13 protein-coding genes are annotated in these 14,773 nt (G+C 73.4%); 12 read left to right on the top strand and 1 reads right to left on the bottom strand.

The annotated features are described in order from the left end of the window. The first annotated feature begins 7 nt into the window (after window positions 1-7). From ACWD38_RS01710 to ACWD38_RS01660, 11 genes are all read left to right on the top strand, one after another. A complete protein-coding gene (locus ACWD38_RS01710; protein ID WP_184478929.1) occupies window positions 8-1,342 on the top strand; it encodes a carboxylate--amine ligase in 1,335 nt (444 codons plus the stop codon). Beyond that, window positions 1,342-2,571: an NAD(P)-binding domain-containing protein gene (locus ACWD38_RS01705; RefSeq protein WP_450123106.1), complete on the top strand. Its 1,230-nt coding sequence runs from the start codon at window positions 1,342-1,344 to the stop codon at window positions 2,569-2,571. The genes ACWD38_RS01710 and ACWD38_RS01705 overlap by 1 nt, the downstream gene beginning before the upstream one ends. Continuing rightward, entirely contained in the window at window positions 2,568-3,932 is a 1,365-nt protein-coding gene (locus ACWD38_RS01700; RefSeq protein ID WP_450123105.1) for a sugar transferase, read from the top strand. The genes ACWD38_RS01705 and ACWD38_RS01700 overlap by 4 nt, the downstream gene beginning before the upstream one ends. Next, window positions 3,929-5,071 (top strand): glycosyltransferase, encoded by a 1,143-nt coding sequence (locus ACWD38_RS01695; protein ID WP_450123104.1) that lies wholly within the window; start codon window positions 3,929-3,931, stop codon window positions 5,069-5,071. Before ACWD38_RS01700 ends, ACWD38_RS01695 begins: the two co-directional genes overlap by 4 nt. Next, window positions 5,068-6,042 carry an NAD-dependent epimerase/dehydratase family protein gene (locus ACWD38_RS01690; protein WP_450123103.1) on the top strand — a complete coding sequence of 325 codons (975 nt, stop codon included), beginning with the start codon at window positions 5,068-5,070 and terminating at the stop codon, window positions 6,040-6,042. Before ACWD38_RS01695 ends, ACWD38_RS01690 begins: the two co-directional genes overlap by 4 nt. 10 nt (window positions 6,043-6,052) lie before the next feature. Beyond that, window positions 6,053-7,330 (top strand): glycosyl hydrolase family 18 protein, encoded by a 1,278-nt coding sequence (locus ACWD38_RS01685; RefSeq protein WP_450123102.1) that lies wholly within the window; start codon window positions 6,053-6,055, stop codon window positions 7,328-7,330. A 13-nt stretch (window positions 7,331-7,343) separates the two neighbouring features. After that, on the top strand, window positions 7,344-8,720 hold the full coding sequence (locus ACWD38_RS01680) for a glycosyltransferase (RefSeq protein ID WP_184478934.1): 1,377 nt from the start codon (window positions 7,344-7,346) through the stop codon (window positions 8,718-8,720). A gap of 53 nt (window positions 8,721-8,773) precedes the next feature. Beyond that, window positions 8,774-9,520 (top strand): LuxR C-terminal-related transcriptional regulator, encoded by a 747-nt coding sequence (locus tag ACWD38_RS01675; RefSeq protein WP_450123101.1) that lies wholly within the window; start codon window positions 8,774-8,776, stop codon window positions 9,518-9,520. Then, window positions 9,517-10,704 (top strand): glycosyltransferase, encoded by a 1,188-nt coding sequence (locus ACWD38_RS01670; protein WP_450123100.1) that lies wholly within the window; start codon window positions 9,517-9,519, stop codon window positions 10,702-10,704. The genes ACWD38_RS01675 and ACWD38_RS01670 overlap by 4 nt, the downstream gene beginning before the upstream one ends. Window positions 10,705-10,819: 115 nt before the next feature. Then, window positions 10,820-11,455 carry a sensor histidine kinase gene (locus ACWD38_RS01665; protein WP_450123099.1) on the top strand — a complete coding sequence of 212 codons (636 nt, stop codon included), beginning with the start codon at window positions 10,820-10,822 and terminating at the stop codon, window positions 11,453-11,455. Window positions 11,456-11,497: 42 nt separating this feature from the next. Then, a complete protein-coding gene (locus ACWD38_RS01660) occupies window positions 11,498-12,166 on the top strand; it encodes a LuxR C-terminal-related transcriptional regulator (RefSeq protein ID WP_184478937.1) in 669 nt (222 codons plus the stop codon). Window positions 12,167-12,267: 101 nt separating this feature from the next. Here the strand turns inward: ACWD38_RS01660 and ACWD38_RS01655 are convergent, their stop codons facing one another. Beyond that, a complete protein-coding gene (locus ACWD38_RS01655; RefSeq protein WP_450123192.1) occupies window positions 12,268-13,812 on the bottom strand; it encodes an acetolactate synthase large subunit in 1,545 nt (514 codons plus the stop codon). 117 nt (window positions 13,813-13,929) lie between these two features. Here ACWD38_RS01655 and ACWD38_RS01650 point away from each other — a divergent pair. Beyond that, the coding region (locus ACWD38_RS01650; RefSeq protein ID WP_450123098.1) for an alpha/beta hydrolase-fold protein at window positions 13,930-14,773 on the top strand (844 nt) is incomplete at its 3' end.

Below are 14,773 nucleotides of genomic sequence, written 5' to 3'. Positions count from 1 at the left end.
GGCGGGCATGGGACCGGAGCCGGAGGGCATCGACACCGCCACGCCCGCGGTGGTGTTCAAGCTGGACCCGAACGTGCTGCACCACGGCGGGCTCGGGCTGATCCGCAGCCTGGGCCGCGTCGGGGTACCGGTGTACGCGGTGCACGAGGACCCGATGGCGCCCGCCGCGCACTCCCGCTACCTGCGGGGGCGCTGGTGGTGGCGCCCGGAGCTCGCCGACCCGGAGCGGATCAACCTGGGGCTCGCGGCGCTGGCGGAACGGCTCGGCAGGCCCGCGGTGCTGTTCCCGACCGACGACGCCGCCGCGATCCACCTGGCCGAGCACGGCGCCGCGCTGCGGCACTGGTTCCGCTTCCCGGACCCGTCACCGGAGCTGCCCCGGGAGATCGCGGGGAAGTTCACCTTGCAGGACGTGTGCCGGGACCTGGGCGTGCCGACGCCGCGCGCGGAACTCGTGCGCACCAGGGCGGAGGCGGCGGAATTCGCGGCGGAGACGGGTTTTCCGCTGGTGGCGAAGCTCGCGACGCCGTGGACGTCCGGTGGCCGCGCGAAGGTGCGCAGCACGTCGATCCTGCGGTCCCGCGCGGAACTGCTGGAGATCGCCGAGGTCTGCGAATCCCAGGACGCGGGTCTGCTGATGTTGCAGGAGTACGTGCCCGGCGGCAGCGGCAACGACTGGTTCTTCCACGCCTACCGGGGATCCGCCGGGTGCCGCCCCGCGTTCACCGGGGTGAAGCTGCGGTCCTACCCGGCGCACGCCGGGCTCACCACGCTGGGCCGGTGCGCGTCGAACACGGTGCTTCGGGCCCAGGCCTCGGAGTTGTTGCGGCGCTTGGACTTCCGCGGCATCGCGGACCTGGACTTCCGGTTCGACAGCCGCGACGGCACCTACCGGCTGCTGGACTTCAACCCGCGGCTGGGCGCGCAGTTCCGGTTGTTCCGCGACTCCGCGGGCATGGACGTGGCGCTCGCGGCCTATCTGGACCTCACCGGGCAGCCGGTGCCGGAAGGGATTCCCCCTGTGGGGCGCCGATTCCTGGTGGAGAACTACGACCCGATCGGCGCGCTGGGCTACTGGCGCCGCGGCGACCTGGGACTGCTCGGGTGGGCGCGTTCGCTGTGGGGTGTCGACGAGATGGCGTGGTTCGCCCGCGACGACCTCGCGCCCTTCGCGCTGATGTGCGGGTGGATGGGGCGCCGCGCCCTGACGCGGCGGCTCGCTCCGCGCCCGAGCGTGCAAGTGGTGGAACCGCCGCGCTTCCGCGCACGGGCGGAACGGGACGCGAGAACGGGGAATCGGCAGCGGCGACGGTCGCCGTATGCGGTCAAGGAGGGTCACTGATGAACGACACCGTCGACGTCGCCGTCGTGGGCGCCGGTCCGTACGGGCTGTCGCTGGCCGCGCACCTGCGGGCCGGCGGCGTGAGCTACCGGCACTTCGGCATCCCGATGGACCTGTGGCGCAGCAAGATGCCGCGCGGCATGTTCCTGAAATCGCAGGGATTCGCCTCGAACCTGTCCGATCCGGACCGCTCGCACACGCTGCGGAACTTCTGCCAGGAGACCGGCCGCGGCTACGCCGACTACGGCGTGCCGGTGTCCCTGGAGACCTTCACCGCCTACGCCGACTGGTTCCGCGACCAGCGCGGCCTGGACGTGGAGCAGGTGCTGGTCACCGACCTGGACCGGCGGGACGGCGTGTTCGAGCTGGAACTGGCCGACGGGAGCCGGGCCAAGGCCCGCTCCGTGGTGGTCGCCGCGGGCGTCCAGCACTTCGCGCGGACCCCGGAGGTGTTCGCGGACCTGCCGCCGGAGCTGTGCACGCACAGCTCCGAGCACACCGACCTGGCCCGGTTCGACGGCGCCGAGGTGCTGGTGATGGGCGCGGGTCAGTCCGCGTTGGAGTCGGCGGCGCTGCTGCACGAGAACGGCGCCTCGGTGCGGTTGATCGCGCGCGCCAGGGACGTGGCGTGGAACGGCAGGCCGCTGCTGCCGGACCGGCCGCTGCTGCGGCGGATGCGGGAGCCGGAGGCGGGGCTCGGCTCGGGCCTGTCGACCTGGTTCTACTCCGAGCACCCCGACCTGTTCCGGCACCTGCCGGAGGGGCAGCGGGTGTTCCGGGCGCGCACGGCGCTCGGCCCGGCCGGGGCGTGGTGGCTGCGCAGTCGCGTGGAGGGCGTCTTCCCGGTGCACGTCGGGCACACCGTCGACTGGGCGAAGACGGTCGGTGAGCAGGTGAAGCTGGGAGTGCGCACCTTCGGCGGCGGTGGTCGCGAGTTCACCGCCGACCACGTGGTGTGCGCCACGGGGTATCCGCCGGACCTGGAGCGGTTCGGGTTCCTGAACCCGCGGCTGCGGTCCCGGTTGCGGACCTTGGCGCGCACGCCGCGGGTGGACGCCCACTTCGAGTCCTCGGTGCCGGGCCTGTTCTTCGTCGGTGCCTCGGTGGCGCCGAGCCACGGGCCGGTGATGCGGTTCGTCTACGGCTCGGACCACGCGGTGCGGCGGGTCAGCGCGCGGCTGTCGTCCTCGGCGCCGAAGAGCCGGGTGCCCGCCGGAGCCGCCGGATGAGCATCGCCGACCTGCGGCCCGGCCCCGGCCCGATGCCGTGTGCGCTGCGCTCCCCGGTGCGAACCGGGGAGCGCGCGGCGCCGCGGCTGCTGCCGGTGGTGCTGTGGCCGGTGGTCGACGCGGCCGCGCTGACCGCGGTCGCGTTCGCGATGGGTGTGCCGGGGTTGCCCGGCGCGCTGTACGTGGCGGTGGTGCTGGTGGTGCTGGCCGTCGACGGCGGGCAGCGGCTGCGGATCTGCCTGCGCGTCGGGGACCAGGTGCCGCGGCTCGCGGGGGCCGCCGCGGTGCCCGCGGCGCTGCTGGTGCCGTGGACCGAATCCGGGTGGCTGGCACCGGCCGGCGCGGGCGCGCTGGTGCTGGCGCGCGGTGCGGGCGGCGCGGGGATGCGCGCGGCGCACCGCCGGGGCCTGCTCGTCGAGCCGGTGCTGATCGTCGGCGCCGGTCCCGTCGGGACGCGGCTGGCCCGCGCGTTGCGGGAGCACCCGGAGTTCGGCCTGCGACCGGCGTTCCTCGCGGACGGACCGGCCGGGGACGGGACGCCGGTGCTGGGACGCCCGCAGCGCCTCGGTGAGCTGGTGGTCCGCCACCGGGCCACCCGGGTGATCCTCTGCGCCGGGGACACCGACGCGGACCTGGTCTCGATCGTGCGGGACTGCCGGCCGCTGCCCGCTGAGGTCTACCTGGTGCCGAGCCTGCCGGAGCTGGGCGTGGCGGTGCCGCAGCGCTTCCTCGACGAGGTCTGGGGAGTGCCGCTGGTTCCGCTGCGCCGGTTCGCGCACACCGGCGCGGCGGTGCGCGCGAAGCGGGCGTTCGACGTGGTCGTCGCCGGTGCGCTGCTGGTGCTGCTGGCGCCGGTGCTGCTGGTGCTGGCCGCGGCGGTGCGCCTCGGCGGGGGAGGGGCCGCGCTGTTCCGGCAGCGCCGCGTCACCGGCGCCGGCCGGTCGGCCACCGTCGTCAAGCTGCGCACGGTGCCGGTCGGCTCGGAGCAGGGCTGGTCGGTGTGCGCCACCGACACGACGCCGCTGAGCCGCTGGTTGCGCGGCACCCACTTCGACGAGCTGCCGCAGCTGGGCAACGTGCTGCGCGGCGAGATGTCCGTGGTGGGGCCGCGCCCGGAGCGGCCCTGCTACGCCGAACGGTTCGCCCGCGAAATCCCGCGCTACCGCGACCGGCACCGGGTGCGCGGCGGCATGACGGGGTGGGCGCAGGTGCACGGCCTGCACGGGGACACCTCGATCCCGGAACGGGCCGAGTTCGACAACCGCTACATCGAGAACTGGACGCCGTGGCTGGACGTGGTGGTCGTGGCCAGGACGGTCGGCATCGTGCTGACCACCGCTATGGGGGGAGGACAGCGATGAAGGTTCTGCACGTGATCACCGGTCTGGGGGTCGGCGGCGCCGAGCTGCAGCTGAGGTCGATCCTGCAGCACACCAGGCACGAATCGGAGGTGCTCGCGCTCTACAACCCGGGTGACGTCGCAGGGATGATCACCGGGGACGGGGTCCGGGTCCGCGACCTGGGCATGACCAGCAACACGCAGCTGGGCGCGGTGCTGCGGATGCGGGCGCTGATCCGCGAGGGCGGCTACGACGTGGTGCACACCCACCTGTACCGGGCGTGCGTCTACGGCAAGCTCGCCGCGCGCCTGGCCGGAACGCCCGTGGTGGTCGGCACCGAGCACTCGATCGGCGAGACGCACCTGGAGCGCAGGCGGATGACCGCCGGGGTCCGCGGCCTCTACCTCGGCACCGACGTGTTCGCGCAGCGGACGATCGCGGTGTCGCAGACGGTCGCCGACCGGCTCGCGAAGTGGGGGATGCGCGGGGACAAGATCAGCGTGATCCCGAACGGGGTGGACTTCGGCCGCGTCAGCTTCGACCCGGCCGCCCGCGCGCGGGTCCGCGCGGAGCACGGCATCGACGAGCGGGCCCACGTGATCGGCGTGCTCGGCAGGCTCGACCCGAACAAGCGCTTCGACATGGTGATCGAGGCCGCGGCCCCGCTGCTGGGCGAGGGCGGGAAGCTGCTCGTCGTCGGCGGCGGCGCCGAACGGGAGAAGCTGGAGGCGCTGGCCGCGGAGCTCGGCGTGGCCGAGCACGTGGTGTTCGCCGGTGAGCGCCACGACGTCTCCGCGATGCTCTCCGCGTTCGACCTGTTCGTGGCGTCCTCGGCGCAGGAGACCTTCGGGTTGTCGGTGCTGGAGGCGCTGGCCAACGGGATGCCGGTGCTCTACACGACGTGCCCGGCGCTGGACGGCGTGCGGACCGACCGGGCCCGGCAGGTCCCGGGCGACGTCGAAGGCATGCGCAAGGAGATCACCGCCGAGGTCACCGACCGGCGCCCGCGCGGCGACGTGCCGGTGATCCGCGACCTGTACGGCATCGAGGCCGTCACCGGCCGCATCGACGACCTCTACGAACGGCTGCACTCCACGACCCGGCGCGGGGCGGGGCTGAACCGGCCGCTGGCCGCGGAGCAGGGCGGGGGTGCGCGATGAGGGCGCTGGTCACCGGAGCCGCCGGTTTCATCGGCTCGCACCTGGTCGAACACCTGCTTGCCGAGGGGCACACCGTGCTCGGCGTGGACGACCTCAGCACCGGCAGCACGGCGAACCTGCCGCAGGACGCGCCGGCCTTCCGCTTCGTGCAGGGCACCATCCTCGACGGTTCCCTCATCGACGACCTCGTGTCCGAAGTGGACGTCGTGTTCCACCTGGCGGCGGCGGTGGGGGCGTTCGTCATCCAGGAGCGCACGCTGCGCAGCCTGCTCACCAACGTGCACGGCACCGAGAACGTGCTCGATTCCGCGCACCGCAACGGAGCGCGGGTGCTGGTGGCCTCCACCAGCGAGATCTACGGCAAGAACACCAAACCGGGGCTGTCCGAGACCGACGACAGGCTGATCGGCTCACCGCTCAAGACCCGCTGGACCTACTCCGAGGCCAAGGCGATCGACGAGAGCCTGACCTGCTCCTACGTCCGGGAACTCGGGTTGGACGCGGTGATCGTGCGGTTGTTCAACACCGTCGGCCCCCGGCAGACCGGTCGCTACGGCATGGTCATCCCGCGGCTGGTCGGGCAGGCGCTCGACGACCGGCCGCTGACCGTGTTCGGCACCGGGCACCAGGTCCGCTGCTTCTGCCACGTGCTCGACGTGGTGCCCGCGCTGGTGCGGCTGGTGGACGTCCCGGAGGCGAACGGGACCGCGATCAACCTCGGCAGCACCGAGCAGGTGTCCATCATGGAGCTCGCGACGAAGGTGCTGGAGCTGACCGGCTCGAACGCCGGGGTCGTGAAGATGTCCTACGAGGACGCCTACGGGCCCGGTTACGAGGACCTGCAACGCCGGGTGCCGGACTGCGCGAAGGCGCGGGCGCTGATCGGCTTCCAGCCCACCCGCACGCTCGATGACATCGTTCGCGCCGTCATCGACGAGCAGACGCGCGCGGCGCAGGTCGTGTCGGCGTAGCGGAGGGGACATGCACGACGACGGGGTGCGGGAGGGCGAACGGGATGAAGTGGCGACGGGTGCGGGGGCCGCTGCGAGCGGTGGGCTCGGCGCGAAGCTCGCGACGTGGTGGCGGCGGGTGCGGACCGGAACCGGGGAACCCGAACCGGAACGGGACGGACCGCCGCCGTGGGACCTGGACCGGGCGCGGAGCCCCCGCGCCCGGCGCGTGCGCCACTTCGGCGGGTCGATCTGGTTCATCGCGCTCATCGCGATCGCCGCGCTGCTGGTGGTCGTGATGGCCGCGCCGCGCATGATGTCGCCCGCGAAGCCCGGCACGCTCGTGGTGGCTTCGCTGCCGTTCTGGAACCTGGGCAACGGGACGGCGACCGTGGTCGCCAACCGGGACTCGGTGAACGAGGTGTCGCCGTGGATCTACGGGCTCGGCGACGACGGCACCATCACCCACCAGTTCCCGCCGGAGCGGACCGCCGAGGTCTCCGAGCAGGTCGACAAGCTGCGCGACGCGGGCGTGCCGGTGGTGGCGTCGCTGGCCAACATCACCGACGGCCGCTGGGCGTACGGACCGGTCGCGAAGGTGCTGCACGATCCGCGGCTGCGGAACCGGCACGTGCGGGAGATCGTCGCGCTGGTCGAGCGGGAGGACTACGCGGGTATCGACATCGACTACGAGAACCTGCGCGCGGGCGACCGGGAGGTGTTCAGCGCGTTCGTCACCGAACTCGGCGCCGCGCTGCACGCGGAGCGCAGAACGCTGTCGGTGGCGGTGTTCGCGAAGGACAGCGACGCCGGCTACGACGAGCGCAACGTGGCGCAGGACTTCGCCGCCATCGGCCGCGCCGCCGACCAGGTCCGGCTGATGGGCTACGACTTCCACTGGGGGACCTCACCGCCTGGACCGGTCGCGCCGATCGGCTGGGTGCGCGAGGTCGTGCAGTACGCCAAGACGCAGATCCCGCCCGAGCGGATCGTGCTGGGCATCCCGCTCTACGGCTACGACTGGGTCGGAAACCAGGGCGCCAACGTCACCTGGCTGCAGGCGTTCCAGCTCGCCACCAAGCACCGCGCGGAGACGCACTACGACCCGGTGAGCCAGACCCCCTGGTTCCGCTACACCGACGAGGGCGGCCGGGAGCACGAGGTGTGGTTCGAGAATTCGGTCAGCTCCAAGGCGAAGTTCGAGGTGGCCCGCGGATCCGGGATCCGCGGCGTCTACCTGTGGATGTACGGCTACGAGGACACCGCCACCTGGAACCGGGTCGCGGAAAGCCTGCCGGTGGACGAATGAGGGGGACGGTGTCGTGATCCCGTGGTGGGTGCTGGCGATCGCGGTCTTCGGCGCGAACTTCACGCTGTGGGGCCTGATCGGGTTGTTGCGGGTGCTCGACGGTTGGCACGGTTCGCTGCGCACGCGGATGCGCCCGCGCAAGGCCGTGGTCACCGATCTGCAGGCGCACCGCGAGAAGAAGGCGGAACCCGGCAGGCACCGCCTGCGGCGGGCGACGAACCTGAAGCTCACCGACGTCGCGGTGCTCATCGCCGCGCACGACGAGGAGCTCGTCATCCGGGAGAGCCTGCGGGCGATCACCGCCCTGATCCCGCCGAAGCAGGTGCACGTCGTTTCCGACGGCTCTTCGGACCGCACCGTGGAATTCGCCCGCCGCGCCGGGGTGAACGTGATCAGCACCGAGGAGAACGTCGGCAAGGCGGGCGCGTTGCAGGTCGGCATCCGCCGGTTCCGGCTGGTCCGCCGGTTCCGCCTGGTGATGCTGCTGGACGCCGACACGCGCGTCGAACCGGGCTACTTCGGCGCCGCGCTGCCGCTGTTCGACGATCCGGACGTGGTCGCCGTGGCCGGGTGCGTGCGCACCTCGTGGCGGGACCGGTCGTTGTCCTTCTCGGGCAGGCTGGTGGCGTTCCACCGGCAGCGGATCTACTCGATGACGCAGTACCTGCTGAAGTTCGGCCAGACCTGGCGCCACGTCAACGCCACGCACATCGTGCCGGGCTTCGCCAGCCTCTACCGCACCGACGTGCTGCCGAACATCGAGGTGAACCCGCCGGGACTGGTCATCGAGGACTTCAACATGACCTTCGAGGTCTACCAGAAGCGGCTCGGCAAGGTCGGGTTCACGCCCACGGCGGTGGCCGAGACCCAAGACCCGGGCACGATGCGCGACTACGTGCGCCAGTCGAAGCGGTGGTCGCTCGGGCTGTGGCAGACGGTGCGCAGGCACCCGCCGAAGCCGAACCTGTTCACCGCGATGCTCTCGCTGCTGCTGCTGGAACTGCTCACCAGCAGCATCATGCTGGTGCTGCTGCCCCTGGTGCTGCTGGTGCTGCTCGTCCCGGAGCTGGCGGGCGGCGCGCTGGCGGTGCCGTGGTTCGCCGGGACCTACGAGGCGGTGTCCGGCTACTTGACGATTCCCGCGCTGCTGCTGGGAATCGTGCTGCCGGACCTGCTGCTGACGTGCGTGGTGACGCTGATCCAGCGGCAACCCCGGTTCCTGCTCTACGCGTGGCTGTTCCTGCCGCTGCGGGTGCTGGACTCGGCGATCGCGCTGTCGTCGCTGCCGCTGGCGTGGTGGTCGAGCTCCAACGGCCGGTGGAGCAGCCCGCGCCGCCACAGCATCGACCCGGCAGCCGACACCCCCGGCGTGGACGCGCGCGTCGGGTGAGGCCGTCGGGATTCACCCGGTTCTCCCGGTCTCGTCGGGTGCCGCTCCCGCAGGTGGATGAGGACTTCCGGGCGGCCGGGCGCGACGGTGAGGGGGTGAACGTGCTGCGGCTGCTGATGGTGGACGACCACCTCATGCTCACGGAGGCGTTGAGCGCCAGGCTCTCCGACGTCGGCGACATCTGGGTGGTCGGCCGCTGCGCCACCGACGATCCGAGGCTGCCCGCGACGGTCGACCGGTTGCGCCCCGACGTCGTGACCCTCGACGTGGACCCGGTGACCTCCACCGGGGACCTGGTGGAGGCGGTGCTGCTGCGGCGTCCGGCGACGCGGGTCGTGGTGCTCACCGGTGGGCTCGACCGGCAGCGCGCGGTCGACGCGGCGCGGGCCGGTGCGGCCGGGTGGGTGCCGAAGGAGTGCGGGGTGGAGGAGCTGACGACCGTGCTGCGCGGCGTGTGCGCGGGCCACGCCTGGTTCCCGCCGGAAGTGCTCGGCGAGATCCTGCTGCGGCTGCGGGAGGACGTGGCGCGCGCCGGTCGCCGGGACGGGCCGCTGGACGTGCTCAGCGACCGGGAGCGCGACGTGCTGCGCGGCATGGTCGACGGCAAGCGCGGCAGCCGCATCGCGGAGGAGCTGCGGATCTCCGTGGAGACCGTCCGCACCCACACCCGCAGCATCCTCGCGAAGCTGCGGGTGCACTCCCAGCTGGAGGCGGTGAGCGTGGCCGCCGCCGCGGGCCTGCGCACGAACCCGGCCGCGCCCGGCGCCGCCGGGGAGCTCTCCCCGCCGGATCCCCGATGAGCCGCAGGAGGCGCGTCGCCACGATCATCACCAGGCTCGAAGGCGGCGCGGGGGTGATGGCGCTGCGCGGGGCGCTGGGGCTGGATCCGCGCGAGTTCGACGTCACCGTGATCACCGGAAGCGGCGGCCGGTTGCTGCGCGAAGCGGCCGAAGCGGGGCTGCCGACGGTGCTCGAACCGGCGTTGCGCGCGCCGATCTCCCCGGGCCACGACCTGCGCGCGCTGCGGCGGCTCACCGCGCTGCTGCGGCGCGGGGATTTCGACGTCGTGCACACCCACTGCGCGAAAGCCGGGGCGCTCGGCCGGATCGCGGCCCGCCGCACCGGGGCGGGCCGGATCGTGCACTCCTACCACGGCTTCCCGTTCCACGAGTTCCAGCGCGCACCGCGCAGGCGGGCGTACCTGGCGGTGGAGCGGGCGCTGGGCGAGGTCACCGACGTCGCGTTGTGCGTCGGCACCGGGGTGGCGGTGGAGGCGGTGCGGCGCGGCCTCGTCGCACCGGAACGGGTCCGCACCACCGGCGTCGCGGTGCGCCCGGTGGAGATCCGCCCCGGTCGCGCCCGCCGCGCGCTGGGGCTGCCGCCGTCGGCGACGGTCATCGGCGCGGTGGGCAGGCTCGTTTACCAGAAGGCACCGGAGGACTGGGTCCGCGCGCTGGCGGCGCTGCGCCGACGGGACGTGATCGGCGTGTGGATCGGCGACGGGGAGCGCGCCGCGCGGGTGCGCACGGCGGCGACGCGGCTCGGCGTGCGCGTCGAACTGGCCGGGGAACGCCCGGACGCGGCGGAACTGGTGCCGGCGTTCGACGTGTTCGTGCAGTCCAGTCGCTACGAAGGCCTGCCGCTGGCGGTGGTGGAGGCGATGAGCGCCGAGGTGCCCGTGGTGGCGACCGCGGTGAACGCGATCGGCGACGTGGTCGTGCCGGGCGTGACGGGCCTGCTGGTGCCCCCGGCTCGCCCGGACCTGCTGGGCTCGGCCGTCGAAAGCCTGCTGGCCGAGCCGGGTTGGGCGGCCGGGCTCGCCGCCGCGGCCCGCGCTCGGGTGGCGGGCGTGCACACCGAGGTCGCGCTCGCGGCGGACCTCGCCGCCGCGTACCGGCCGGACCCGGTGACTCCGGCCGCTAGCGGGTCACGGCCCTCCGGTGCCGTGGTGGACCTCCCGGCGTACATCCGTGACCTGCGGTGACCGTCATCCCCTGAAGGAATGAGACTGCAACGTGCGGGCCCCGGATCCGCGACGACCCGGTTAGCACGGCCGGCGCGGATCCGGCCACGTCATCTCGGAGCGGAGGGGAGCGGTGGTGCGAACCGAATCCTTGCCCGCGCCTGCACCGCCGGCAGCGGAACGGTGCCTGCGCGGCTTGCTGCACGACCTGGGGCACGGCTTGGCCGCCGTCTCGTACCTGGCCGAAGGGATGCGCGCCGACGGTGCGCTGCCGCCCGCGGCGACGGACCGCCTGGAGGTGATGAGCCAGGAGTTGGCGAGGCTGCTGGACCTGGTCGCCTCCGGCGCGGCGCCCGCGGAGCCGGTCCCGGTGGAGCTGCACGGCCTGCTCGGTCGGCTCGCGACCGCCCGCGCCCGAGCGGGGGCGCCGACGCTGCTGGTGCGGCCGGGCGCGCCGGTGCCGGTGCGGGCCGACGCGACCGCGGTGTGGCGGATGCTGTCGAACCTGCTGGACAACGCGATGCGGGCGGCGGGCCCGCACGGCGTCGTCGAACTGGGCATCACCCGCTCACCGGCGGCGGAGCCGGACGGCGGAACCGCGACCGTGGAGATCTCCGACGACGGGCCCGGTTTCGGCCGCGGACCGGACGGTGCCGCGGGTCTCGGACTGGGCATCGTGACGGGTTTGGCGCAGGAATGCGGGGCGCGGCTGCACCTGGATCCGGCTCCGCTGCGGGGAACGCGGGCGCGGCTGGTGTTCCCGGTGGCCTGACACCGCCCGGCTGGCGACGTACGGCGACGATGGGGGAGTTCGATGGGGGACGGTTCAACGCGGGTGCTGCTCGGCGACGACCACACGATCTTCGTGGACGCGCTCGTCGCGGCGTTGTCCGCGCGCGGCTTCCCGGTGGTCGGCACGGCGGGCTCGCTGGCGGGCACGGTCGCCGCGGTGCGCAGGTTCGCACCGGACATCTGCCTGCTCGACCGGTTCTTCGGCGACGGCGACGGCGTGGCGCGGTTGGGGGAGGTCCGCGCCGCCGGTCCTGGCACGAAGATCGTGGTGCTCACCGCCGACGGCGACGCGCACGGGGTCCGCGGCGCCTTGTCGGCGGGGGCGGCCGGATACGTGAACAAGATGTGCGGCCTGGAGATCCTGCTCGACGCGCTCGACGCGGTCGCGGCCGGGGAGACCGTCGTCTCGCTCGCCGCGACCAGGGTCCCGTCGCAGCAGCAGCGCGGCGACGCCCTCGACGCCCGCAAGCTCGCCTCCTACTTGACCGCCCGGGAACGCGAATGCCTCGGCCTGCTCACGGAAGGGGCGCAGACGGCGACGATGGCCAAGTCCCTCGGCGTCTCCCCGACGACGGTCCGCACACACGTGCAGGCGGTGCTCACCAAGCTCGGCGTCCACTCCCGCCTCGAAGCGGCCTCCCTCGCCCTCCGCCACGACCTCCTCGAAACCCGCACGCTCGCCGGCCGGTGAGAGGGCGACCGCAGCGCCCCGCTCACCGCCGCAACGGCGTATCAGCCGCGGGAAGCCCGCGGCGCTCGCAAGCGGAGCGCTCAGCGCCTGCGGCGGGGCCGTCAGGGCAGGACTGCCTCGACGAGGTGCGGACCCGGTTCCGCGTAGGCGTTCTCCAGGGCGGCGGTCAGTTCCTCGCCGGTGGTGGCGCGCACCGCGGGGACGCCGAAGCCGGTGGCCAGCGCAACCCAGTCGACGGCGGGGGCGCCGAGGTCGGTCATGCCGGTCGCCGCCGGGCCGGGTTCGCGGACGCCGGCCCGGCCCAGCTCGGCCTCCAGGATGCGGTACCGGGAGTTCGCGCAGATCACCGTCGTCACGTCGAGCCGTTCGCGCGCCTGCGTCCAGAGCCCCTGGACGGTGTAGGCGGCGCTGCCGTCGGCCTGCAGGTTGATCACCGGGCGGTCCGGGCAGGCGAGCGCTGCCCCGGTGGCGACCGGGATGCCCATGCCGATCGCGCCGCCGGTCAGCCCCAACTCGGTGTGCGCGGGCGCGGCGGACGCCACCGCCGGGTAGGCCGCCGCCGCGGTGACGCCCTCGTTCACGATGATCGACCGGTCGGGCTGGCTGAGCGCGATGGCGGTGGCGACGGCCTTCGCGTGCAGCTCGCCGCGCGGCGAGCGCAGCGCGGGCCGTTCCCGCACCGGCGGTTCGACGCTGGTCGCGCCGGTGGCGTCGGCGACGGCGCCGAGCGCGTCGACGGCGTCCTCGTCGAGGTCGGCGAGCGTGTGCACTTGGACGTGCTCCGGCACCGGAACGCTGGGCTGTCCCCGATATCCGAAGAACGCCACCGGAATGCCGGTGCCGACCAGCACCAGGTGCGTGTAGTCCTGCAGCGCGGTGAGGGTGTCCTCCGGGAAGTACGGCAGCGACCGCACCGCGGGCACGTCCGGGCCGCGCTCGATGCGCGCCGGGTTGCGCTCGGCGAACACGTCACCGCCGGTCACCGCGGCGATCCGGGCGCCCAGCCGGATCCCGTCCGCGCCGAGCGCCGCCCCGCCGAGCAGCAGCGCGGGACGACCAGGCCCGGCCAGCAGCTTCGCGATGCCCGCGACCCGGTGCCGGTCAACGGCGGCCGGTGCCGGTTCCGGTGGTACGGCGGCGGTTTCGCCCCCGTCGTCCCACATGTGGTCCGCGGCGGCGATCAGCGTCGCCGGCATCCGATCCCGCAGCGCGGCCTGGCGGGCGTCGAGGAACTCCGACGCCGCGGCGGCGGCACCGCTGGTGCGGCCCACCCATCCCGACACCGGGCGGGCCAGCGAGTCGATGTCGGCGGCCAGCGGCGGATCCGCGGCCTGGTGCCAGGTGGCGTGCTCGCCGATCACGTTGATGACGGGGGTGCGGGCGCGCCGCGCGTTGTGCAGGTTCGCTATGCCGTTGGCGAATCCCGGACCGAGGTGCAGCAGCGTCATCGCGGGACGTCCGGCCATCCGGGCGTACCCGTCGGCGGCGCCGGTCACGACGCCCTCCGCGAGACCGAGCACGGTGCGGATCCCGCCGACCGAGTCGAACGCCTCCACCAGCGGCAGCTCCGTCGTGCCGGGATTCGCGAAGCACACCGCCACACCCGCGTCCCGCGCCGCCGCGAGCAGGCTCTCCGCACCGTTCACGCCATCCCCTTCCACCGACGTCTCCTCGGGTCATGCTGAACGTGGTCGGCCTCGCGGACAAGCATCAGGGGCCTCGGTAAGGTGTCGGGGGGACCTTGACGACGTGGTGGCAGGCGGATGCGGAACGTGAAACTGGGGCGGCGGAGCCTGCTCTCCTTGATGGGTGCGGCGGCGACCGGTGCCGCCGTGGGCGCGTGCGGGCGATCGGAACCCGGGCAGGCCACGGCGGAGGCACCGCTGCGCAGACCGATGCCGAGGACTCCGGCGGCGACCGGGCCGGTGCTGAGCGTGGACACCGAGCGCTCGCACTACCGGGACGGGGACGTGCAGCTCATGTTCGCGTTCCCGACCGGCCTGGAGCGCACCGAGAACCTGCCGATCGTGCTGTACCTGCACGGCAGGGACGGGATGAGCCCGACGCCGATCCCGTACGAGACGCTGAGCAAGCTGGAGACGGAGTACGCCAACGGGGCGCTGCCGCCGTTCGGCCTGCTCGCGGTGGACGGCGGGTTCAACTCGTACTGGAACGACGGCTCCGCAAACGGCGACCTCATGAGCATGCTGCTCGAAGAGGTCCCGGCGTGGCTGCGCGCCCGGCGGCTCGGCGACCGCGACGGCCTGCCCTTCGCCGTCGCCGGAATATCGACCGGTGGTTTCGGCGCGTTGAACTACGCCGCCGAGCGCACCGAGGTGGGGCTGCCCGTCGAAGCAGCCGCGCTGCTGGCGCCCGCGCTGCCGGTGACCTGGGAGCACATGCAGGAGAAGGGCGTGTTCGCCACCGAGCAGGACTGGATCGAGACGGACCCGCTGCACCACACCGAGCAGCTGGGCGACGTCCCGGTCGGCGTCTGGATCGGTGACGCCGACGTGTACCTGGAAGGCGCGGAACGCCTCGCGCAGGAGTACCCGAACACCCCGGTCCTGTCGGTGCTGCCCGGCAACCACGACGCGACCGTGTTCG

This window comes from Saccharopolyspora sp. NPDC002578 (genome assembly GCF_053592695.1).
The sequence above is the reverse complement of the archived record's forward strand: the minus strand, read 5'-3'. Positions and strand labels throughout refer to the sequence as shown.